Genomic DNA, 22,015 nt, shown 5'->3' on the forward strand with positions numbered 1-22,015 from the left:
CCCTCACTCCGGGCGCTCCTCCGGCACCGGCCGCAGCGCGGGGTGGCGGACGCGCATCCGCTCCCCGAGGGCCCGCGCCAGCCGGGCCGTGGCCGGCAGTTCCGCGCTGTCCCGGGCCAGCCCGGCCACCACCCCCAGCCGGTGCAGCAGCCGCTGCCGGGCCGAGGCGGTGCCCCACACCCAGTCCCGCCGGGCCGCCCGGGCGAGGTGGTCACGGCCGTCCCGCCGCGCCCGCGGCACCAGCGCGTCGCCGCGGACCAGCCAGCCCGCGCACGCGTCCACCAGCCCCTCCACCGGCGGCGCCGCACCGGTCTCCGCGGTCCACACCCGGGCGTACTCCCGCTCCGCCCGGGCCAGCAGCGGCTCCGCGACGGCCGTGACGCACCAGCAGGTCGGGAACCCGATCCGCAGGTAGGCCAGTTCGGTCAGCCCGCTGCCCAGCGACGCCTGCTCGAAGTCGACGAACCGCACCCCGTCCGCGGCGTGCAGATCGTTGCCCGGACACGGGTCCCCGTGCAGCAGCGCGTTCCCCGGCGCCGCGGCCAAGCGGTCCACGAGCGCGGCGAGTTCGCCGCGCACCCCCTCGGGCACCGGGACGTCCAACCGGGCCGCCAGTCCGAGGAAGGCCTCCACGTCACCGCCGTCCGGCCCCGACCACCGGGGCAGGGCCCCCGCGTCCCCGGGCCGCCCCCGCGAGTGCAGGCGGGCCAGCGCGGCGGCGTAACCGACGATCCACTCCCGGGCGGGCGGCCTGGAGTGCTCCAGGTGCTCCAGGACGAGCACCCGCGCCCCCGGGTCGACGGCCAGGAGCCGCGGCACCACCGCCCGCCCGTCCCGCCCGCCGCGCGCGGCCAGCCGCAGGGCCGTGACCTCGCGTTCGAACCGCTCCCGGGCGTCGGCGCCGCCGACGCTCTGCTTCACCACGGCCGGGCCGCCGGCCAGCTCCACCCGCCACACCCGGGACCGGGGACTGCTCCCCAGCCGCCGGGCCTGGCCCGGCGCTCCCAGCACGTCCCGCAGCCCCGCCCCGAACGGCACCCGCCCTGTCGTCAGCACGGCAGCGATCCTGTCACCGGGCGCCCGTGGCGTCACCGGAATATCCGTGTGTCCGGGGACGTCCACCTCGACCGCCCCCGTGACCCCCTTTCGTTGACCACGGCATGGAACCGTTTCCGACCGTCGCCGCGCCGGGTGTGCGGGAACGCGCCGACGCCCTGGCCGAGGCCGCCTGCCACCTCCACGACGTCGCGGGCCCGGGCCGGTGGAACCGGGACGCCGCCGAGGACGCGGTGGAGGCGATCGAGACCGCCGCCCACGCCCTGGCCACCGTGGACCCGCGGGCCGAGCTGATCCTGGCCCCGCTCCACACGGGCCTGGCCGAGCTGCGCCGGCACCTCTGCCTGCCGCCCGCGGACCCGCTCACCGACACCGGGCAGCCCCCGACGCCCCGCACCCTCGGCAACCCGCGCCGGACCCGGCGGGCCGCCCTGCCGCAGACCCCCGCCGGCGCCCCGACGCCCCGGCAGCGCACGTCTCCCGCCCGGCCCGCGGCCGAACTGGACATGCGCTGACTCCCACCGGCGGGGCGGCACGCCTGCCGTCGCCCCTGCCGTTGCCCCTGCCGTCGCCTCCGCCGCCGTCGCCCCCGCGGTCAGCTCCGTGGGGTCGGCGAGCACCTCGGAGGCGAGCACCGGGTCGAGGTCCGCGAACCGCAGCGGGTACCGGCGCCGCCGCCAGTGGTCCCCGGGGCGGGTGTCCAGCCAGACCGCGCCCAGCCGCTGTTCCGGGGCGTCGTCCACCCCGCCCACCGCGATGCCCGGCTCCAGGCCCACCACCAGGTACTTTCCGAGCCCCAGGCGCCGGCACACCCACCGCTCCACCCCGGCGTCCTGCGGCACCCCGCGCGCGCTCCCAGCCGCGCCGGGTCAGCCCGAGCAGCCCGCCCACCGGCGCGGTGACGCCCTCGAACCGGGCCAGCCGGCGGCCGGCCGCCTCCCCGGGGGTCAAGGCCGGCACCGGCCGCGCCAGCTGCCCGAACGGCTGGGCAATGCCGCGCAGGCCGAGCGGGGCGGCGTCGGTGCCGATGGCGGCCAGTACGTCCAGGCCGTCCACGGCCCGCTGGTGGGCCCCGCCCCCGGCCACCGCGAGATCACCGGGACGAGTCGGCGGACCGTACCGTCGTCGCCCAGGTGCCCCAGGTCGTGCAGGATCCAGGCCTCCTTCGCGGGCATCCCGGCGAGCTCGTCCGGCACCCCAACCGGAGCCGTGGCAACGCCCCGCGGGCCGGCGCGCCCGTCACGCCAGGGGATTGGGCAGCTCCGTCCACTGGTCGCCCGGGACCCCCGGGCTGAGCCGCATCAGGGTCAGCGCCTTGGTGGGCAGCGGCTCGGACAGCAGGGCGCGGGCGTCGGCCGTCGCGGGCAGCCCGTCCGCCGCGGCCGCCAGGCACTCCGCGAACCGCTCCGCCGACCCCGCCGTCGCACCGACGGCCCCGGTCAGCAGGGACCCGAACAGCTTGCGGCGCAGCGCCGTCACGTCGTCCGTCACCAGCCGCCCGGACACCGGCGGCACGGGCAGCCCGTGCCGGGCCAGCCGGGCCGGACTGATCCGTACGTCGGCCAGGTCGCGGTACACCAGCCGCAGCGGATCCCCGCCGGGCGACAGCACCACGAGCAGGTTCTGCCCGTGCGCCTCCAGCGCCACCCCGAGGTCCAGGACCTCCAGGCAGACCGAGACCGCCAGCCGGGCGAAGGCGGCCCGCCAGGACGCCGATCCGGTCAGCCCGGTCTCCGTCAGCGCCGCCACCGGCACCACCCGCTCGCCCGCCCCCGCGTCCGCGTACCGCTCCGGAGCCTCCCGCAACAGTGCCGCCAGGTCCGCGCTGTGCGCGGTGGCCGCCCCCAGGGTGCGGGTGACGTGCAGGCGTCCGCCGAGCCGGCCGCACAGCGCCTGCGCGAACTCCGAGACGGCCGCGGCCGTCTCCACCGAGTACACCGAGATGTCCCGTACGGAGGAGGTCAGCCGGCTGGTCAGCGCCGTCTTGACGTGCCCGTCGGTCCAGCGGGCCCCCTCCGCCGGAGCGAGCGTCCGCAGGGACATCAGCGGATGCGCGGCGAAGTCCCCGCCGGCCGCGCCGAGCGGCGACTTCAGGACGTGTTCGGCCTGCCACGGGTGCACCGGCAGCAACAGCCGCCGCCCGTCCCGCAGCGCGTCCGGCCAGTCGCCCGTGACCAGGCAGTCCCCCTCCGCGACGGCCACCGTCCCGAGCCGCACCAGCGGGCCGTGCTCCGGCCCGTACGCCAGCTGCTCCGCCACCGAGAAACCGGGCCGGGAACGGCAGTTGGGGTGATACGGGTGCCCGTCGCGCACCCGCTGCTCCCACTCCCAGCCGGCCACCGGCCCGCCCGGCCACGGTTCGGCCGGCGGCCGTCCGGCCGCCCGGGACAGCGCCAGCGAGGCGGTGCTGTGGTCGAGTTCGGCGGCGAAGCCGTCCCCGTGCGGCAGGCGCAGGGCCCGCACCAGCGCGGCCGCCTGCCCGAACTCCCGCCCGTCCAGCGCGATCCGGGACACGTGGGCCCCGGTCGCGTACGGGTCGGGGTGCGGCCCGTACAGCCGGGTTCCGGCGGCCGTGGTGACGGTCAGGCCGCCCGCCCCGGCCCCGCGGGCCGCCACCCACGGCAGCGGTTCGAAGGCCAGCGCCCGCCACAGCCGGGTCAGCACCGCCGCCCGCGCGCCGGGCAGCGCGGCCTCGTAACCGGGCACCAGGTCGGGCCGCACGGCGAGCAGTTCACTGCCCACGGCCTCCTCGGCCGGGGAGGCGGCCGGTCCGCCCGGGGTGTCCATTTCAGCTCTACCTGCTTTCCACTCTCGGCTCTCCGATTACGGATACTAGGCACCACACGCTCGACCGAATGGAATCCGTGGACCTCGCCGACCTGTCCGTATCCCACGCCGCCGACACCTACGCAGCCGCCCCGCTGCTCAACTGCCTGCTGCAGGAGGCGGCCGACCCGGTGGACGGTGACGTCCACCGGCTGCGCGGCAGCGGCCGGCTGCTCCGGGTGCAGGGCGGGCGCCGCCCGTCCGGGGCCGCCCTGCGCACCACCTCGGGCTGGCGGCCGCTCGGCCACACGGAACTGGTCAAGCTCACCACCGCGGAGATGCGCGCCATGACCGGCCTGCCCAACGACGAGCTCCCGGGCGAGATGGCCGACAGCCGGGACGTCGTCGCCGCCCTGCTGCGGGCCCGGAGCGCCGCCACCCCGCCCGCCGACCCCTACCTGCGCTCCGAGCAGGACCTGGTCATGGGGCACCCCTGTCATCCGGCCCCCAAGACCCGCGGCGGCGGCCCCGCCCGCGACTGGCTGCCCTACGCGCCCGAGGCGTACGCCAGTTTCCCGCTGGAGTTCCTGGCCGTGCGCGAGGACCAGGCCGTGGAGGACGGCGGGGAGGCGGCCGCCCGGTCCGTCGACGCCCTCGCCGTGCTGCTGGACGGCCCGCAGGCCCCGCCCGGATACCGGCTGCTGCCCGCGCACCCCTGGCAGCTCGCCCTGGTCGCCGGCACGCCGGCGGTACGGGACGCCCTCGCCGACGGCCGGCTGCTGCGGCTGGGCCGCAGCGCCCTCCCGGTGTGGCCGACGGCCTCGGTGCGCACCGTCCGGGTACCCGGGCGCGGCGGTGCGGGGGACCTGTTCGTCAAGTTCAGCCTGGACGTGCGGATCACCAACGACGTGCGCCGGCTGTGGCGGCACGACCTGCTCCGGCTGCGCGGGACCGACGCCGCCGTCGGCACCGCGCTGGCCGCCCTGCGGCGTGACGGGGCCGCGGCGGACGCGGCCTGGCTGAGCGACCGGGGCTACCGGACGGCCGGCTTCGCGTTCGAGGAACTGGCGGTGCTGGTCCGGGACGGACTGGACCAGCACGTGGTGCCGGGAGCCACCCCGCTGCTGGCCGCCGCCCTCGCCGAGGGGTTCGGCGGCGGGCCGCTGGCCCGGCTGACCGATCCGGTCGGCTGGTGGAGCGCGTACCTCGCGCGGGTCCTCCCGCCGGCCCTCGGTCTGTTCGCCCGGCACGGGGTGGTGCTGGAGGCGCACCTGCAGAACACGCTGATCGCCGTCGACGCGGAGGGGATGCCGGTGCAGGCGCTGTTCCGGGATGCCGAGGGCGTCAAGCTGCTCCCGCGGGTGAGCCGCGCGGCCGGGTGGCAGCGGCTGGTGTACTGCCTGCTGGTCAACCAGGTGACCGAGCTCGCGGCGGCGCTCGCCGTCCGCCATCCGGGGGTGTCCGGCTCCCTGTGGCCCGCGGTGCGCCGGGAACTGCTCCGGCACGCCGGCGGCCTGCCGGAGATCGCCGGCCTGCTCGACGCGCCCTCCCTGCCCGGCAAGACCAACCTCTTGCTCCGCTGGACCGGCGCGGACGGTGCCGACGCCCGCTACCTGCCGCTGCCCAACCCGCTGCGCGCGTAGCGGGCCCCGGGGGCCCACCGGTCAGGCCAGCCCCTGCGGGAAGCGGAACAGCCGGTCCGGGTCGTAGGTGCGGGCGACCCGGCGCAGGCGCTCCAGGTTCGCCCCGTAGTAGGCCCCGGCCCAGGAACGCAGCCGCGGGTCGGCGTAGTTCTGGTAGGCGGGCCCGGCCGCCCAGGGGCGGAGCCCCTCCCACAGCCGGTCCAGCCAGGCCAGGTGCGGGGCCTTTGGTCCGGCCGCCGTCCCCGGGGGCCAGTACACGAGGTACTGCGCGAGGAAGGCGCCGTCCCGGTGGACGAACGCGGTGTCCCCGGCCCGTACCCGGTTCAGGGCGCCGCCGCACACCCCGTCGAGCTGTACCACCGCGTGCCCGCCCGCCGGGACCTCCGCCGGGTAGCGGTCGACGGCCGCCAGGACGGCGTCCACGGCGCCCGCGGGCAGCCCGGGGGCCGGCCAGAAGTCGGAGCGGGCCGCGTAGTCCTCGCGGCCGAGCCGTCCCCCCGGGCCCCGGCCCGGCAGCTCCCCGGGCAGCCGGCAGGCCTCCTCGGGCAGCGAGGCGCAGCCGGACAGGGTGCGCAGCAGCTCGGTGTGGCCGAGCGGGATCGAGGAGCCGTGCCGGGGACGCGCCCCGACGAGCCCGGTGAGCCGGGCCGTCTCGCGGTCCACCTGGGCCGCGCCGTCCAGCCCGGCGACGCGTACGGCGGCCTCCGGGGCGGGGCCCCGCACGACGAACTCGACCTGGGTCCACAGCGGGTCGGGGAGGTCGGCCAGCCACCGCTGCCAGCCGGCGAGGACCGCGGCGGCGTCCCGCCGGTCCCAGCGCAGTTCGGCGAACCCGCAGCCGCCGGGCGCCGGCCGGGTACGGAAACGGAATTCGGTGACCACGCCGAAGTTGCCGCCGCCCCCGCCCCGCAGGGCCCAGAACAGCTCGGGGTCGTGGCCGGCGTCCACCTCCCGGACCGCCCCGTCGGGGGTCACGATCCGGGCCCCGGTCAGCGCGTCGCAGGTGGCCCCGTACGCGCGGCTGCCGACGCCCAGGCCCCCGCCCAGCGTCAGCCCGGCGACGCCCACGGTGGGGCACAGCCCGGCCGGTACCACCCGTCCGAGGCGGGCCAGTTCCGTCTGGAGGTCCCCGAGCCGGGCGCCCGCGCCCACCCGCACCTCGCCGGTGCCGGACGTCACCCCGGCCAGGGCGCCCAGGTCGACCACCAGCCCGGTACAGGTCGACCAGCCGGCGTAGGAGTGGCCGCCGCCGCGCGCGACCACCGGCACTCCGGAGCGGCGGGCGAAGTCCAGGCACACCGCCACGTCCCCGTCGTGCGCCGGGTAGGCGACCGCGCCGGGCGCGGCGCGGTCGTACCGGGGCTGGTACAGCTCGCGGGCCTCCGCGTACGCGGGGTCGCCGGCCGGCACCACCCGGCCGTCCAGGGCCGCGCGGAGCGCGCCGTAGTCGACCGTCCGCCGGGCGCCCGGCCGTACCAGGGCGGCGACGGAACCCTCCAGGACCTGCCGTCGATCGAGGACCATGCCCCCATTACGCGCCGGAGCCCCTGCCCCGCAGGGACCCCGCGCCCGCCGCCCGGCGCCGGCCATCCGGACGGCCCAGGGCGGGGGTCAGCCGTCGTCGCGGACGCGCAGCCGGCGGGCGACCTCGCCGAGGCCGTCGGCGATCGCGGTGAGCTGCTCGCCGGTGAGCACGTCGATCAGCAGGTCTCGGACCGCGCCCACGTGGCCGGGGGCGGCCTCCTCCAGCTTGGCGCGGCCTTCCTCGGTCAGCACCGCGTAGACGCCGCGGACGTCCGAGGGGCAGCTGCGGCGGCGGACCAGTCCGGCCTTCTCCAGCTGGGTGACCTGGTAGGTCAGACCGCTCTTGGTGTTGATCAGGGCGTCCGCGAGCTCGGTCATGCGCAGTTCGCCGCCGTCGGCGGCGGAGAGCCGTACGAGGACCTCGTACTGCGCGTGGGAGAGCCCGGAGTCCACCTTCAGCTGCTGGTCCAGGCGCCGGTTCAGGAGGGCGGAGGCGGCCAGGAAGCCCTTCCAGGCGCGCATCTCCTCGTCGTCGAGCCATCGCGTGTCACCCATGCGTTCCAGGATAGGGCAGCTTGTTCAAATTCGAATGACCGCCTAGCATCAGGATCGAGTTCGAATTTGAACTACCCGCGGGCGATCCCTCCGGAGCCCCGCGGTCCGCGCGCACCATGGAGGGGAGAGGACGCCATGCCCCCCGACACGCCCCGCCCGTCCGGCCGGATGCCGGCCCTGTACCTCAGCCACGGGGCGCCCCCGCTGGCCGACGACCCGGTGTGGCCCGGCCAGCTGGCCGCCTGGTCGGCCGCCCTGCCCCGCCCGCGCGCGGTCCTCGTGGTCTCCGCCCACTGGGAGGAGGCGCCCCTGGCCCTCGGTGCCACCGAACGGGTGCCCCTGGTGTACGACTTCTGGGGGTTCCCCGAGCACTACTACCGGGTCCGCTACGACGCGCCCGGCGCTCCCGGGCTCGCCGCCTCGGTCCGCTCCCTGCTGCGCGGCCCGGGCACCCCCGTGCAGGACTTCCCCGACCGCGGCCTGGACCACGGCGCGTACGTCCCCCTGGTCGAGATGTTCCCCGAGGCCGACGTGCCGGTCCTGCAGGTGTCGATGCCCACCCTGGACCCGGGCCGGCTCATGGACATCGGCCGCAGGCTCGCCCCGCTGCGCGACGAGGGCGTCCTCATCGTCGGCAGCGGGTTCTTCACCCACAACCTGGCCGCCCTGCGCCACCGGGGCGCCGGCGTGCCCGGCTGGTCCGCCGAGTTCGACGCCTGGGGGCGCGAGGCGCTGGCCGCCGGTGACGTGGACGCCCTGCTCGACTTCGAACACGCGTCACCCGCCGGCCGACTCGCGCATCCGCGTACCGAGCATTTCGCCCCGCTTTTCGTCACGCTGGGCGCGGCCGACGCCGCGGGAGACCTCGGCGTCCACCGCACCCCGGTGGACGGCTTCTGGATAGGCCTGGCCAAACGGTCCCTCCAGTTCGGCTGACCGCCACCGCGTCCCCCGCCCCTCTCCCACAGGACACAGGAAGCACATGATGACCTCGACCGCGACCTCCCGCGACCTCGCTCCCCGTCACGACACCCGCCCGACCCCCTACGACGTCGGACTGCCGGTGCTGCGCCTGGTGCTCGGCGCGATCATGTTCGTCCACGGCACCCAGAAGCTGTTCCGGTGGTTCGACGGCGGCGGCCTCAAGGGCACCGGGATGTTCTTCAGCAAGGCCGGCTACCCGGCGGGCGAGACCATGGCGGCGATCGCCGGCCTGACGGAGACCTTCGCGGGCCTCGGGGTGATCCTCGGGCTGGTCACCCCGCTCTCCGGTGCCGCCCTGGTCGGCGTCATGATCAACGCGATCTCGGTGAAGTGGGCCGGCTCCCTCATCGGCACGGAAGGCGTCGAGTTCGAGCTGCTGATCGCGGCCGCCGGTGCCACCCTCGCCCTCACCGGCCCCGGCCGCTACGCCGTGGACCGCTTCCTGCCGGTGCTGCGCGACCACCGCACGGTGTACGGCGCCGCGGCGATCGCGCTCTCCGTCGTGCTGGCCGTGGTGGTCCTGCTGCTGCGCGACTGAGCCGGGATGGTACAGACAAAAGTTACCAACTGGTATCTATCGACTTAGCTCACTCGCGGAGTTAGAACTCGTTCCTCTTCCGCCACGAGTGAGGAAGGTCACATGCGCTCGAACACCCCCCGCGAAGAAGGAACGAGCGGAATATCCCGCCGCGGATTCCTGACTGGAACGAGTTCTCTCATCGGAGCCGTGGCCCTCGCCGGCCACGGCTCCGCCGCGCACGCCCGTCCGACGGCCGTCCCCACCGTCACACGGGCCCTCGACAGCGGAGCCCGCCTCCCGGTGCTGATCGTCGGCACCGGCTACGGCGGCTCGGTCACCGCCCTGCGCCTGGCGCAGGCCGGCGTCGACGTCCACATGGCCGAGATGGGCATGGCCTGGGACACCCCGGGCCCCGACGGCAGGATCTTCGCCAACACCACCAAGCCCGACTACCGCTCCTTCTGGCTCCGCACCCGCACCAAGCAGCCGCTCAGCAACTTCCTCGGCTTCCCCCTCGACAAGGACGTCCCCCGCTACACCGGCATCCTGGACGCCGAGGAGTTCAGCGGCATCACCGTCTACCAGGGCCGCGGCGTCGGCGGCGGCTCCCTGGTCAACGGGGGCATGGCCGTCACCCCCAGACGGGAGCGCTTCGGATCCGTCCTCCCCTCCGTGGACGTCGACGAGATGTACGGCGTCTACTACCCCCGCGCCAACGCCGGCCTCGGCGTCACCCACGTCGATCCGGCCTGGTGGGAGAGCGCACCCTGCTACCAGTACGCCCGCGTCGGCCGCAAACACGCCCAGCGCTCCGGCTTCCCCTTCGTCTTCGTCCCCAACGTCTACGACTGGGACTACATGAAGCAGGAGGAGGCCGGCACCGTCCCCAAGTCGGCGCTGGACGGCGAGGTCATCTACGGCAACAACCACGGCAAGAAGCACATGCAGAAGACCTACCTGGCCCAGGCGCGGGCCACCGGCCGGGTCACCGTCTCGCCGCTCCACCAGGTCACCTCGGTGGCACCGGCGGCCACCGGCGGCGGGTACACCGTCACCGTCCACCAGCTCGACACCACCGGCGCCGTCACCGCCACCAAGACCGTCACCGCCGACCGGGTGTTCTTCGCCGCCGGCAGCGTCGGCACCAGCAAGCTCCTCGTCAAGCTCCGGGACACCGGGGCGCTCCCCGACCTCAGCGACGAGGTGGGCAAGGGCTGGGGCGAGAACGGCAACGTCATGTGCGGCCGCGCCAACCACATGTGGGACGCCACGGGCAAGCTCCAGTCCGCCATGCCCACGGCGGGCATCGACAACTGGGACGCGGGCGGCGCCTTCGCCGAGGTGGCGCCGCTGCCCACCGGCATCGAGACCTACGCCTCCTTCTACCTCTCCATCACCAACAACCCCCACCGGGCCGAGTTCACCTGGAACGCCGCCACCGGCAAGGTCGACCTGAACTGGCAGACCGCCTGGAAGCAGGCCTCCATCGACATGGCGAAGACCATCTTCGACAAGATCAACAGGAGGGAGGGGACGATCTACCGCACCGACCTCTTCGGCACCAACAAGATCTGGGGCGACCACCTCACCTATCACCCCCTCGGCGGCGCCGTCCTCGGCCGGGCCACCGACAACCACGGCCGGCTGCACGGCTACCCCGGCCTCTACGTGATGGACGGCGCCCTGATCCCCGGCAACGTCACCGTCAACCCGTTCGTCACCATCACCGCGCTCGCCGAGCGCAACATCGAACGGATCATCGCCACCGACTTCTGACCCCCGGCCGCCGGGACACCCCGGGGCCGGCCGGAACGTCCGGCCGGCCCCGGGGCACGTCACCCCGCGTGCCCGGGAAGCACGCACACGCTGTCGAGGCCCAGCACGTGGTTGAGCCGGCCGAACGCCAGCCACGAGCCGATGCTCATGCTCAACTCCACGATCTCCACCTGGCTGTAATGGGCCGTCATCCGCTCCCAGAACTCCTCGTCCAGCCCGTGATGGTCCAGCGCGTACCGCTCCGCGTACTCCGCGGCCAGCCTGGTCCGGTCGTCGAACACCCCGGTGGTGCGCCACTGGGTCACCGCGTCGGCGAACCCCTCCTCGACCTTCTCCCCGTCCCGGTCGGTCCGCCAGTCCAGGCAGAACACGCACCCGTTGATCTGCGCGATCCGCAGCCGCGCCGCCTCGAACTCGCGCAGCCCCAGCGTCGTGTGCGCGTACACCGACAGCGAGAAGTTCGCCGCGGCCGTGCCGATCCCCGGGACCAGGTCCCCCCACACGTACTCGATCGGATGCTGCCCCTCCGGCACGTCGATCCGCATCATGCCCTCTCCTCCTCCTTCTGGTTCCGGCCGAGCCTCCCGACGGCCGGCCGCAGCGGTACGTCCAACGCGTCGTACAGGCCCGGTTCCGCCTCGACCAGCCAGTCGATGGCCCCCACCAGCCGCCCGACCGCCGTCGCGTTGCCGCCCGCCGAACGGTTCTCGCCCTCGTCGCTGGCCTCCACCGTCACCTCGATCCGCGGCCGGCCCTCGACGATCACCCGGTGCGCCCCCGAACCGTCCGGCGGCACCGGCCAGTCCGGCGCGCACGACGGGTGGATCCGCGTCACGTGCTCGATCACGATGCGGGGCTCGCCCCCGACGATGCCCTGCACCTCGAACCGCACCGCGCCCTGCGTGCCGGCCGCGAACTCGCCCATGGTCCGGGTGCGCACCGTCGACTCCAGCGGCCGCCGCTCCAGGGTCTCCCGTATCCCGTCGAGCTCCACCCCGAGCGCCCGGGCCATCATCCGCACCTGGCCGCCCCACACCATGGTCGGCACCGACTCGATCAGCATCGGCGGGACGTAGTCCATCGGCTGCCCCATGCCGACCAGGTAGCGGACCGACTCCTCCTGCTCGTACGTGGAGTAGTCGAAGATCTCCTGGCAGCGGATCCCGTCCACCACGCTGCCGAGCCCGCTGACCAGCAGCGGCAGCACGTCGTTGCCCCAGCCCGGGTCCACCCCCGACGCGAACAGGCTGCCGCCGCCCTCCTCGACGGCCGCCCGGACCGGGTCCCGGAACTCCGCCGGCGCGTTGCGGTGGTCGTAGAGCGGGTAGAGGGCGGGGGAGACGACCACCGCCCCCGCCCGGACGGCGCGGACGACGTCGGCGAGGGCCTCGTCGGGACGGACGTCCCCGGAGGCCGCGTAGACGACGGCCCGGTGCCCGGCGGCGAGCACCGCCCCGACGTCGTCGGTGGCGGACACCCCCAACGAGCGGTCGAGCCCGGCGAGTTCGCCCGCGTCGCGGCCGACCTTCGCGGGCTGGTGGACGAGCACAGCGGCGAGTTGCAGCTTCGGGTGGGCGTCGACGGCGCGGATTGCCGCGCGTCCGACGTTGCCGGTACCCCAGACGACCGTGGGAATCATGCGGCGGAGGGTAGCGCGCACCTCCACCGGTTCCCATAGCCGTGACGGGCCCGTCCCCCTCCGACTCGCTCACCCGCCGGCGCCGGTCACGGCCGGCCGGCCGTGCGCCCAAGCGGCGGTTGCGATTCCGTGGCCCCGCGGCCACCCGGATGTCGGCGCGCGGTACGAGACTGGTGACGTGACCGACCACGTCAAGCACCTCCCCGCCGCGGCGCTGCCGGAACGCCCCTTACGGCGCTGGGCAGTCGAGGACGCCCGCCACTGGCTGGACGCGCGGGTGCCGGGGGTCTTCGCCCCCGTCGCCGGCAGCTGGGTCCTCGCGCTCCTCGTCGTCACCTCCCAGCAACTCACCGGCTGGCAGGGCTGGAAGGACTCCACCTCCATATCCACCGGCACGACCTGGGCCGGCTATCCGCAGACCGTCCTGCTGCTCTGCCTGCCCCTCTGGTTCCGGCACCTGCCCGGGGCCACCCTGCCGGCCGCCGTCGCCGTCGGCGCGGAATCCGCCGCCTCCCTGTTCCGCCTCGCCCCCGACGACCGGGCCGGCCGCGCCGCGCACGCACTGGCCCTCGCCGTCGCCGTATGGGCCTTCGCCGGAGCCCTGTTCCGCCTCGAAGCCCGGCAGCGCCAGCGGAAGCGGGCCCTCGCCGCCGCCGGTCCGGAGCGCTCCCCGCTGCCGGGGCCGCTGCCGGGCGCGCACGTACGGCGGGGACTGCGCCCCGCCGTACCCGGTGCGGTGCTGTGCCTGGCGGCCGCCCTGCTGCTGGTCTCCGGGCTCGCCGCGGACCTGGCCGGGGCCCGCGCGGGCACCCCGTACGACGCGCTGGCGCACCAGATCACGGCCATGGTGCTGCTGATCGCCGGAACGCCCCTGCTGGGGCGGGGTATCACCGCCCGGCTGGCGGCCCGCCGGTTGCACCGGGAGCCGCAGCCGGCGCTGCTGGTCGGCGTGCGCAGGTCGCCCCACGGCCACGACTGGCTCTACCCGGACGCGTCGACGGTCGACGCGCCACCCCTGATCGGGTACGACGCCTGGGTGCGCAACATCCGGGCCGGCACCCGGCTGCTGGTCAGCGGGGCCGGCCCGGTGCTGCGGACCGAGCACCACGACGTGGACGCCGGTGCGGAACCCTTCGAGGCGGTGCTCTACGGCATCCCGTCCGAGGGTGCCGAGGTCGTCCTGGCGTACGCCGTCTACGCGACGGACTGGCGGATCGCCGAGGACGTCGCCGCGGCCCCGCTCCTGCCGGGCCGGAGCCACGGCTTCTCCGGGCCGTGGCGGCCGCTGGGCCGCTCCCACCGCCTCGAGGTCCGCCGGCGCGAGGCCGAACGGGAGGAGAGGCGGCGGGAGGAGGCCCGGCAGGCCGCCGAGCGCAGGCTGCGGGAGCGCGAGCGGGCCCGCAAGCGGGAGTCCGACGGCCGGCGCAGCGACGCCGGCGGGTGCGGCGGCGGCAGCAGCTGCGGCGGCAGCGGGTGCGGCGGCTGCGGCTGCGGGTGACCCGGACGACCCGTTTGAGCCGGTTGACCCGGACGACCCGGTTGACCCGGATGACCGGGATGGCTCCGCCGCGGCAAGCGGTCAGGCGCCGGTGCAGTCCAGGCCGCCGTGCGCCTGGGCGACCGCGGCGTCGAGCTTGTCGGCGTACGGCTTCAGCGTGGTCACCGCGGCCTGACCGGTGGTGTCGCCCGGCAGGGCCTGGTAGGCGGCCCGCAGGTCGTCGGCGGCCTTGCGCACGGCGTCCTTACTGTCGGCCGCCCACGTGGCCGTGGACTCCGCCACGTCCTCCCAGCCGTCCTGGACGTCCTCGTACGCCCCCTGGATCTGCTCCTTGGTGGCGGTCGCCGGGTCGAGCGCGCGCAGCGCGGCGGTATCGGACTTCAGGTCGCCGAGGTCGGTGCAGAGTTCGGCCGCGGGTCCGGTCGGTTCGTCGGTCGGGCCGGCGGCAGCGGCCGTGGTGGCGCCGCCGACGGCGAGCACGAGCGCGGAGGCGGTACCGACTGCGGTCGAGAGAAAGCGGTTCATGGACTTCACCCTTTCGGGGAGGTGGCCCCCCACCCGCTCCAAGCTGGCACAGCCTTCCCCGCCTCGCACCCCGGTTCGTGCACATGTTCGATATCGGGGGTAGTCTGGAGCCATGCACGCACCGCTCCAGCGATCGCTGTTCGACCAGGCGGACGCCCCGGCCCCGGCCCCGCTCGACGGGCTGCGCCGCCGGCAGCTGGGCGCCGGCGCCTGGGTGGACCTGCTGCCCGGCTGGCTCAGCGGATCCGACGCGCTGTTCGAGGAACTCGCGGCCCGGGTGCCCTGGCGCGCCGAGCGCCGCCAGATGTACGACCAGGAGGTCGCCGTCCCCCGGCTGCTCGCCCACTACGGAGAGGGGCAGCCCCTGCCACACCCGGTCCTCGAAGAGGCCCGCGAAGCGCTGTCCGCGCACTACGCCGGGGAACTCGGCGAGCCCTTCGCCACGGCGCGGCTCTGCTTCTACCGCGACGGCCGCGACAGCGTGGCCTGGCACGGCGACCGCACCGGCCGCTCCTCCCTGCAGGACACCATGGTCGCCATCCTGTCCGTGGGCGACCCCCGCGACCTGGCCCTGCGCCCCCGCGGCGGCGGAAGCGCCGCCCTCCGGCTGCCCCTCGGTCACGGCGACCTCGTCGTGATGGGCGGCTCCTGCCAGCGCACCTGGGACCACGCCGTCCCGAAGTCCCACCGGGCCGTCGGCCCCCGGATCAGCATCCAGTTCCGCCCCCGGGGCGTCGCCTGAGCCCGGCGGGGTAGGCGGGCGGTACGGCGGCCGCGCGGCACCGCTCCGGCCGCCCGCCGAAGCACACCAGGCCCAGGAGGGACACGATGACCAGCACCCCGGCCGGCACCCCGCGCCCCGTCCCCGAGGACCCGGACGCCCTCACCCCGGACCTCCCGCCCCCCGACCCCGAAGCCCCGGACCAGCCCGCCGCCCCCGCGATCCCCGACGAACCCGAGGACGCCGGCGCGGGCGGCGAAGGCGACGAAGGCGGCGGAGACGCTGCCGACGGCGAAGGCGGCCGGACCGCCGGCACCCCCACCGGCCCCGGCAACGCCCCCGCCCAGGAGCCCCCCGACTGAGGACGGCGGTGCCCGCGGCCCCCGCGGCCACGGGCACCGCGCCCCTGGAGGTGCCCTCTTGTGCGCCCCGGCCGGGCGCGGGACTCTGGCGTGCGCCGCCGCGCGGCGGTGGCACACCCCCCACCCGGTCCGAGGAAAGGTCAAGGTGCCCCAGGGATGAGAGCGTTACGCGTGCCCGCCGCCCTGCTGACGGCGGGTCTCCTGTTCGCCCCCGCCACCCCGGTCTCCGCGCAGCCCGCGCGGCCCGCCCCCGCGGCCGCCACCGCGGAGGGCTGGATCGTCGTACTCAAGGCACCCGCCGGCCCGGCCGCCGCCGCGGCCGCCGTGCCCACCACCGCCCGCGAACTCCTCGCCCGGGCCCCCGGGGCGCGGCTGGGCCACCTCTACACGGCGGCCCTCAGCGGCTTCTCCGCCCGGCTGACCCGCGCGCAGGCCTCCCGGCTCGCCGCGGACCCGCGGGTGGCCTACGTACAGCCCGACGTCCGGGTCTCGCTCGACTCCGGGACCTTGCCGGCGGCACCGGCCACGCCGGCCGCCACGGTGGCTCCCGCGGCCACCCAGCCGAACGCCCCCTGGGGGCTGGACCGGATCGACCAGCGGCGGCTGCCGCTGTCCACCACGTACACCTACCGCACCACGGCCGACGCCGTCCGCGTCTACGTGATCGACACCGGCGTGCGCACCACCCACGCCGAGTTCGGCGGCCGCGCCTCCGTCGGCACCGACACCGTCGGCGACGGCCGCGGCGGCCAGGACTGCCACGGCCACGGCACGCACATGGCGGGCATCGCCACCGGTGCCGGGTACGGGGTGGCCAAGGCCGCCCGCCCGGTCGCCGTACGGGTCCTGGACTGCACCGGCTCGGCGAGCACCTCCGGGGTGATCGCCGGCATCGACTGGGTGACGGCGAACGCCGTCCGGCCGGCCGTCGCCAACATGAGCCTGGGCGGCGGAGCCAGCACCGCCCTGGACGAGGCGGTCCGCAACTCCATCCGCTCGGGCATCACCTACACCGTCTCCGCCGGCAGCCAGGCCCGCCCGGACGGAGCGTGCGGCACCTCCCCCTCCCGGGTGGCCGAGACGGTGAGCGTCGGCGCCAGCGACCGGCTCGACCGCCGCGCCTCCTCCTCCAACTACGGGGCATGCGTGTCCCTGTTCGCCCCGGGCGTGCAGATCCCCTCCGCCTGGAAGGACGGCGACACGGCCACCGCCACGATCAGCGGCACCTCCACCGCCACGGCCCACGCGGCCGGTGCCGCCGCGCTGCACCTGGCCTTCCGGCCGGCGGACACCCCCGCCCAGGTGAAGGCCGCCCTGGTCGGCAACGCCACTGCGGGCGTCCTACAGGGCACCCCGCCGGTGACCCCGAACCGCCTGCTGTACACCCTTTACGTCCCGTAGCGCGTCCTGGCGCCGAACGCCGGTACGGCCCCCGCCGCGGAGGCGGTGGGGGCCGTACCGGCGACCGGCGCCTCGGCGGCGGGGCCGGTCAGGCGGCGGAGCCGCCGTCGATCCGCAGGTCGGTGCCGACCACCGAGCCCGCCGCGTCCGACGCCAGGTAGAGCACCGCCGCCGCGATCTCGGCACCCGTGGAGATGCGGCCCAGCGGCGACTCCGACTTCATCCGCTCGGCCCGCTCCGCCTCGGTCTCGCCCGGCAGCAGCGACATCGAGGACTCCGAGACGCCCGGGCTCACCGCGTTGATGCGCACGCCGTCCCGGATGTGGTCCACCGCGGCGGCCCGGGTGAGCGCGGCGACGGCCGCCTTGCTCGCCGCGTACCCGGCGACACCCGGGATGCGCAGGTGGGCGCCGAGGTTGGACGAGACGTTGACGATGGCCCCGCCCCCGTTGGCCTTCATGTGCTCCACCTGGGCCTGGAGGCCGAACAGCACGCCCGAGACGTTGATGTCGAGGAGCTCCTTCCAGTCCGCCTCGGAGAGCTCGGCGACGGGAGCGCCACCGCGGAACACGCCGGCGTTGTTCACGGCGACGTCGAGCCCGCCGAAGCGTTCGGCGGTGAGCCGGACGAGCTCGCGGGCGTCCCCGGCCCGGGACACGTCGGAGGTGAAGGCGGCCGCCGTGCCGCCCGCCGCCGTGACCAGGGCGACGGTCTCCTCCAGCGCCGCGAGGGTGCGGCCGGCGACCACCACGTTCGCCCCCTCTGCGGCGAAGGCGAGGGCGATGTGCCGGCCGAGGCCGGACCCGCCACCGGTGACGAGTACGGTCCTGCCCTGGAAACGGGCGGTGGTCGCGAGGGTGTCGACGGTCATGATCGTGCTCCTTGTCGGACGTGATGGTGGTGATGGTGGTGAGGGACGTGCTCGGGGGCCCGCCTGTGAGGGCCGTGCGCGAGGGCCGTGCGTGAGAGACGCGGCCGTCGGGGCGGCGGTGTCGGAGCCGGTCGCGGCGAGCAGGGCGAGCCCCGCGGCGCCGGTGGCCAACCCGGCGCCGGTGATCCGGCCCGGCCCGAACCGGGCGATCAGCGGTCCGGCGGCCCGCCCGGCGCCGACGAGGGCGGCCGCGAAGGGCAGGAACGCCGCCGAGGCCGTCCCTGTGCCCGTACGGTCCCGATGGTCACCTTCACCACCCGTCCCCCCACCTTTCCCGCCCCCCAGTTCTGAACCGAACGTTCCAGTATGAGCCCGTAAAAGAGGCGCCCGAAGGCGCCCGTGCCGCCCCTCCACCCGCTGCCGCTGCCGCTGCCCGCCCCCGGCGGTCAGTCCAGCAGTGCGAGGGCCTGTTCCGCCGCGTCCCGGACCCGTGCCGGGTCCTCGGAGGCCTTGCCCACCACCCGCAGCCCCTGCATCAGCACCAGCAGCATCCGCGCCAGTGCCCGCGGGTCCCGGTCGCCGGCGAGTTCCCCCTGGGCCCGTGCCCGCAGCAGGGCCGAGTGCAGCAGGGTCTCGACCTGCTCCCAGCTGAGCTGCACCCGTCGGGCGACGGCAGCGTCGTGCGGCCCCAGTTCGGCCGCCGTGTTGGTGACGAAGCATCCGAGCAGGCGCGAGTCCCCGGACCCCGCCTCGGCGGCGAACCGCCGCACCACGCTCCGCACCGCGGGCAGCGCGGGCCCCGGCCGGGACAGCTCCTCCATCATGACCGGCCCGTGTTCCCCGGCGTACAGGTCCAGGGCCTTCAGGTACAGCTGGTGCTTGTTGCCGAACGTGGCGTACAGGCTGGCCCGGCCGATCCCCAGGTGCTCGACGAGGTCCGACATCGCGGTCGCCTCGTACCCCCGGCGCCAGAACAGCTCCAGTGCCGCCCGCAGTGCGGCGTCGGGGTCGAATTCCTTGGTCCTGGCCATGACCGGAACCCTAGATCGTTCTGGAACGTACGGTCAAGTACTTCGGGGTGGGCCGGGAACCACGGCCACCGGGCAGGACGCGTGCACCAGCGCGGCGTTCGCCACCGAACCCATCAGCAGGGAGTCCGCCTTCAGCCGCCTGCGGTGCCGGCCGACCACGAGCAGCGAGGCCTTCTCCGACCGGTCCACCAGCTGCCCCGCCGAGTCCCCGGGCCCCACCACGTTCTCCACCCGGACCCGGGGGAACTCCGCGGCGAAGGGGGCCAGCCGTTCCTGCTGGGCCAGCCCGACCTCGCGCAGCAGCGGCGCCGCGTCCGCCTCGGGCACCCCCGCCATCGGCGCGCCGATCAGCGGCAGCGGGGACACCGGGTCCGTGAACGCCGTCATCACGGTCAGCCCCAGGCCGTGCAGCGCGGCGTGCCGGAACGCGAACTCCACGACCTCGTCGGCGGTCTCGGACGGGTTCAGGCCCAGCACCACACCGCCCCGGGCCGTCACGCCCGCGGCCCGCGCCGTGTGCGGGACCACCACCACCGGGCAGGGAGCGGTCGTCGCGCACGCCCGGCTGATGGAGCCCAGCAGCAGGCTGGTGAAGCCGCCCCGGCCGCGCGAGCCGAGCACCATGACCCGGGCGCCCTCCGCGCGGGCGTCGAGCGCGTCGGACACGGAACCGCCGGTGAGGCTCTCGTACCGGACCGGGGGCAGGTCCTGGCGGTCCTTCAGCACCTTGCGCACGTAGTCCCCGACCGGGTCCGCGGGGGGAAGCGGCGGCTCGCCGACCACCGAGGTCCGCCGCGCGTGCCAGAACTGCGCGTGGTCGGGCAGCACGTGGGCCACCACCACCTCGGCCCGCGCGGCCCGGGCCTCCCGCAGCGCCCACTCCAGGGCCTTCAGACTGTGCTCGGAACCGTCCACCGCGGCGACGACCGGACCGTCTCCCGCACCATTGACGACCATCCGTCCAGGATCCCACCGGGACCGGGCGACCGCATCGGGACGCCGCCCTGCCGGGCCCTGTCACGTCCCCGGACACGCCCAGACGCGGGCGCCGGGCCCCCGGCTCCCGGCCCGTCCCTCCCGGCCCGGTCCCTCCCGGCCCGTCCGGACGCCTCCTGTCCCGTACCGCGCCGACCCGTCATGCTGGGCGGGACCCAGTCCGCCCGCCACGACCGACGGAGCGCGCATGACGATCCAGGACGGGAGCAGCCGGATCACGGTACGGCCGGCCGCCGGCCACATCGGCGCCGAGATCACCGGCGCGGACCTCGCCGGAGACCTCGACGACACGGTGGTCGCCGAGATCCGCGCGGCACTCCTCCGCTGGAAGGTGCTGTTCTTCCGGGGCCAGCGCCTCGACCACGCCTCGCACCTCGCCTTCGCCCGCCGGTTCGGCGAGCCCGTCGCCCCCGGCAGGCGCGGCAGCGCCTCACCGCCCGGCCATCCGCTGATCGAGACCACCGCCGACCGCCTCGACCTCGCCCCCCGCTACGGCATGGAGCAGGCCGAATGGCTCGACCGCCGCCGCCACGACCTGCGGCGGGGCTGGCACTGCGACCACGGCTCCCGCATCGACCCGCCGGCCGCGACCGTGCTGCGGGCCGAGACCGTCCCGCCCTACGGCGGCGACACCACCTGGTCCAACCTGGCCGCCGCCTACGCCGGGCTCTCCGCCCCGCTGCGCGCCTTCGCCGACGGGCTGTGGGCCGAGCACCGGCTGGGCGTGGGCTACGGGGCCCGCCCCGGCGAGGACGCGTACGCCCGGCACCTGCTGGACCACCAGACCGCCTCGCACCACCCGCTGGTCCGGGTCCACCCCGAGACGGGCGAACGCCTGCTCAACGTCAACGGCTACTACGTCGAGCGGATCCTCGGCCTCACCCGCGCGGAGAGCGCCCCGCTGCTGGCGATGCTGGTGGACCAGGCCACCCGCCCCGAGTACACGGTCCGCTTCCGCTGGGAACCGGGCAGCGTCGCGTTCTGGGACAACCGGGCCACCGTCCACCTGGCCCCCTCCGACACCGCGCACCTCGGCCACCCCCGGGTGATGCACCGGGTGATGCTGGCCGGCGACGTCCCCACGGGCCCGGACGGCACCCCCTCGAAGCCGGTCACCGGACCCGCCCCGGGGGAGTGGTGAGGGGCACCCGGCTCAGCGGCAGAGCCGGCCGACGCGCTCCAGTTCCTCCGCCAGCACGGCCGGGTCGCGCGGCCCCAGGTGCGGAGCGGTGAAGGACCGCACCCGGAACCGGTTGCGCGGCGTGGCCTCGTCCGCCTCACGGATCATCAGGTCCTGCAGGGCGGGCGGGATCGACCGGTCCTCGGTGAACCGCAGGTACGTGCGCGGCACCCGGCCCCAGGTCTCCGGCAGCCCCCGCGCGTCGCTCGCCGAGATGGCCGCCGACTCGTCCGGCTCCAGCACCGTGAGCAGGGTCCGCACCTCGTCGTCCGGGTAGTCGGCGGCCAGTGCCTCCTTGGCCGCGGCGAACAACGCAGGGTCGTTCGAACGCCAGTTGACCCGGTTGACCCCCAGCTCCGGCGGGGTCGGGACGGCAGGGATACGGAACAGGACGCTTCCGGCGGCCTCCGGGGTGAACATCAGCTGCCGCACGGTGGCGTGCCCGGTCGGGCAGAACGCCGAGGCGTAGACGAGGTGCGCGATCAGCTCCGGCACCCGGTTGGCGACGGCGTTCAGCGTCACCCCGCCCATGCTCTGGCCGACCAGCACCACCGGGCCGTTCCGGTGCGCCCGCCGCACCACGCCCTCCACGTGGTCGGCGAAGTCGTCGAGCGTCACCCGGCTCAGCGGCGTCGGCTCGGTCCGCAGCCCCTCGAGGTCCTGCGGAGCCTGGTACGAGCGGGGCACGTACGCCTTCAGCCCGTGACCGGGCAGGTCCACCGCGACCACCCGGTGCCCCCGCAGCCCGAGTTCGGCCGCCACCGGCTGCCAGGCCGCCGAGTTGCTGCCCGCTCCGTGCACCAGCACGAAGGTCGGCTGCCCGCCCCGCCGGGCCGGCCCACGTTCCGCCGCCGCCGACGTCTCCGCGGCCGCGGCTCCCGCAGCCCCGACCGTCCCGGCTCCCACCAGCGCGGCCCGGAGGACCGAACGCCGGGAACTCCCCTTGCCAGTCATGTCGTTCACGCCC

21 protein-coding genes and 1 pseudogene are annotated in these 22,015 nt (G+C 75.8%); 10 read left to right on the forward strand and 12 right to left on the reverse strand.

From position 1 onward, the window contains the following. Positions 1–3: 3 nt before the first annotated feature. Positions 4–1,056, reverse strand: a complete 1,053-nt coding sequence (locus ACFY61_RS14420; protein WP_389471424.1) for an aminoglycoside phosphotransferase family protein — start codon at positions 1,054–1,056, stop codon at positions 4–6. Between the two features lie 104 nt (positions 1,057–1,160). Between ACFY61_RS14420 and ACFY61_RS14425 the strand changes: the two genes are divergently transcribed. After that, a complete protein-coding gene (locus tag ACFY61_RS14425; RefSeq protein ID WP_389471427.1) occupies positions 1,161–1,571 on the forward strand; it encodes a hypothetical protein in 411 nt (136 codons plus the stop codon). A 400-nt stretch (positions 1,572–1,971) separates the two neighbouring features. On the opposite strand, the pseudogene ACFY61_RS14430 reads toward ACFY61_RS14425, so the two are convergent. Continuing rightward, positions 1,972–2,142, reverse strand: a pseudogene (locus ACFY61_RS14430) (hypothetical protein); the annotation flags it as partial. Positions 2,143–2,295: 153 nt separating this feature from the next. Continuing rightward, positions 2,296–3,843 carry an IucA/IucC family protein gene (locus tag ACFY61_RS14435; RefSeq protein ID WP_389471430.1) on the reverse strand — a complete coding sequence of 516 codons (1,548 nt, stop codon included), beginning with the start codon at positions 3,841–3,843 and terminating at the stop codon, positions 2,296–2,298. 68 nt (positions 3,844–3,911) lie between these two features. Between ACFY61_RS14435 and ACFY61_RS14440 the strand changes: the two genes are divergently transcribed. Further along, complete coding sequence (locus ACFY61_RS14440) at positions 3,912–5,465, forward strand: IucA/IucC family protein (protein ID WP_389471433.1); 1,554 nt, start codon at positions 3,912–3,914, stop codon at positions 5,463–5,465. 21 nt (positions 5,466–5,486) lie between these two features. On the opposite strand, the gene ACFY61_RS14445 is transcribed toward ACFY61_RS14440, so the two are convergent. Continuing rightward, complete coding sequence (locus ACFY61_RS14445; protein ID WP_389471436.1) at positions 5,487–6,989, reverse strand: FAD-binding oxidoreductase; 1,503 nt, start codon at positions 6,987–6,989, stop codon at positions 5,487–5,489. 87 nt (positions 6,990–7,076) lie between these two features. Next, positions 7,077–7,544: a MarR family winged helix-turn-helix transcriptional regulator gene (locus tag ACFY61_RS14450; RefSeq protein WP_389471439.1), complete on the reverse strand. Its 468-nt coding sequence runs from the start codon at positions 7,542–7,544 to the stop codon at positions 7,077–7,079. Positions 7,545–7,679: 135 nt separating this feature from the next. On the opposite strand from ACFY61_RS14450, the gene ACFY61_RS14455 reads away from it, so the two are divergent. The 3 genes from ACFY61_RS14455 to ACFY61_RS14465 all read left to right on the forward strand — a co-directional run bounded on the left by ACFY61_RS14455 (position 7,680) and on the right by ACFY61_RS14465 (position 10,824). Next, positions 7,680–8,480 (forward strand): dioxygenase, encoded by an 801-nt coding sequence (locus ACFY61_RS14455; RefSeq protein ID WP_389471442.1) that lies wholly within the window; start codon positions 7,680–7,682, stop codon positions 8,478–8,480. Positions 8,481–8,529: 49 nt separating this feature from the next. Continuing rightward, the gene (locus ACFY61_RS14460) at positions 8,530–9,066 is read left to right on the forward strand and encodes a DoxX family protein (protein WP_389472063.1); all 537 of its coding nucleotides are present in this window, start codon (positions 8,530–8,532) and stop codon (positions 9,064–9,066) included. A 102-nt stretch (positions 9,067–9,168) separates the two neighbouring features. Continuing rightward, complete coding sequence (locus tag ACFY61_RS14465; RefSeq protein WP_389471443.1) at positions 9,169–10,824, forward strand: GMC oxidoreductase; 1,656 nt, start codon at positions 9,169–9,171, stop codon at positions 10,822–10,824. A gap of 59 nt (positions 10,825–10,883) precedes the next feature. On the opposite strand, the gene ACFY61_RS14470 is transcribed toward ACFY61_RS14465, so the two are convergent. Continuing rightward, positions 10,884–11,369, reverse strand: a complete 486-nt coding sequence (locus tag ACFY61_RS14470; RefSeq protein ID WP_389472064.1) for a carboxymuconolactone decarboxylase family protein — start codon at positions 11,367–11,369, stop codon at positions 10,884–10,886. After that, positions 11,369–12,463 carry a dihydrodipicolinate reductase gene (locus ACFY61_RS14475; RefSeq protein WP_389471446.1) on the reverse strand — a complete coding sequence of 365 codons (1,095 nt, stop codon included), beginning with the start codon at positions 12,461–12,463 and terminating at the stop codon, positions 11,369–11,371. Before ACFY61_RS14475 ends, ACFY61_RS14470 begins: the two co-directional genes overlap by 1 nt. A gap of 178 nt (positions 12,464–12,641) precedes the next feature. Here ACFY61_RS14475 and ACFY61_RS14480 point away from each other — a divergent pair, with 178 nt between their 5' ends. Continuing rightward, positions 12,642–13,961 (forward strand): hypothetical protein, encoded by a 1,320-nt coding sequence (locus ACFY61_RS14480; RefSeq protein WP_389471449.1) that lies wholly within the window; start codon positions 12,642–12,644, stop codon positions 13,959–13,961. Between the two features lie 81 nt (positions 13,962–14,042). Here ACFY61_RS14480 and ACFY61_RS14485 read toward each other — a convergent pair whose 3' ends face one another. Beyond that, positions 14,043–14,486 carry a hypothetical protein gene (locus ACFY61_RS14485; protein WP_389471451.1) on the reverse strand — a complete coding sequence of 148 codons (444 nt, stop codon included), beginning with the start codon at positions 14,484–14,486 and terminating at the stop codon, positions 14,043–14,045. 112 nt (positions 14,487–14,598) lie between these two features. On the opposite strand from ACFY61_RS14485, the gene ACFY61_RS14490 reads away from it, so the two are divergent. The 3 genes from ACFY61_RS14490 to ACFY61_RS14500 all read left to right on the forward strand — a co-directional run bounded on the left by ACFY61_RS14490 (position 14,599) and on the right by ACFY61_RS14500 (position 16,970). After that, positions 14,599–15,228, forward strand: coding sequence for an alpha-ketoglutarate-dependent dioxygenase AlkB (locus tag ACFY61_RS14490; protein WP_389471452.1), 630 nt, complete (start codon positions 14,599–14,601; stop codon positions 15,226–15,228). Positions 15,229–15,314: 86 nt separating this feature from the next. Beyond that, on the forward strand, positions 15,315–15,569 hold the full coding sequence (locus ACFY61_RS14495) for a hypothetical protein (protein ID WP_389471455.1): 255 nt from the start codon (positions 15,315–15,317) through the stop codon (positions 15,567–15,569). Between the two features lie 156 nt (positions 15,570–15,725). Then, positions 15,726–16,970: a S8 family peptidase gene (locus ACFY61_RS14500; protein ID WP_389471456.1), complete on the forward strand. Its 1,245-nt coding sequence runs from the start codon at positions 15,726–15,728 to the stop codon at positions 16,968–16,970. A gap of 88 nt (positions 16,971–17,058) precedes the next feature. On the opposite strand, the gene ACFY61_RS14505 is transcribed toward ACFY61_RS14500, so the two are convergent. From ACFY61_RS14505 to ACFY61_RS14515, 3 genes are all read right to left on the reverse strand, one after another. Next, positions 17,059–17,841 carry an SDR family NAD(P)-dependent oxidoreductase gene (locus ACFY61_RS14505; protein ID WP_389471457.1) on the reverse strand — a complete coding sequence of 261 codons (783 nt, stop codon included), beginning with the start codon at positions 17,839–17,841 and terminating at the stop codon, positions 17,059–17,061. 446 nt (positions 17,842–18,287) lie between these two features. After that, entirely contained in the window at positions 18,288–18,872 is a 585-nt protein-coding gene (locus ACFY61_RS14510; protein WP_389471459.1) for a TetR/AcrR family transcriptional regulator, read from the reverse strand. Positions 18,873–18,905: 33 nt separating this feature from the next. Further along, a complete protein-coding gene (locus ACFY61_RS14515; protein WP_389471461.1) occupies positions 18,906–19,829 on the reverse strand; it encodes a universal stress protein in 924 nt (307 codons plus the stop codon). Positions 19,830–20,055: 226 nt separating this feature from the next. Between ACFY61_RS14515 and ACFY61_RS14520 the strand changes: the two genes are divergently transcribed. Continuing rightward, positions 20,056–21,009 (forward strand): TauD/TfdA dioxygenase family protein, encoded by a 954-nt coding sequence (locus tag ACFY61_RS14520; protein WP_389471464.1) that lies wholly within the window; start codon positions 20,056–20,058, stop codon positions 21,007–21,009. 12 nt (positions 21,010–21,021) lie between these two features. Here the strand turns inward: ACFY61_RS14520 and ACFY61_RS14525 are convergent, their stop codons facing one another. Continuing rightward, positions 21,022–22,002 (reverse strand): alpha/beta fold hydrolase, encoded by a 981-nt coding sequence (locus tag ACFY61_RS14525; RefSeq protein ID WP_389472066.1) that lies wholly within the window; start codon positions 22,000–22,002, stop codon positions 21,022–21,024. Positions 22,003–22,015: the final 13 nt, after the last annotated feature.

Source organism: Streptomyces sp. NPDC012888, assembly GCF_042900645.1.
GTDB lineage: Bacteria > Actinomycetota > Actinomycetes > Streptomycetales > Streptomycetaceae > Streptomyces.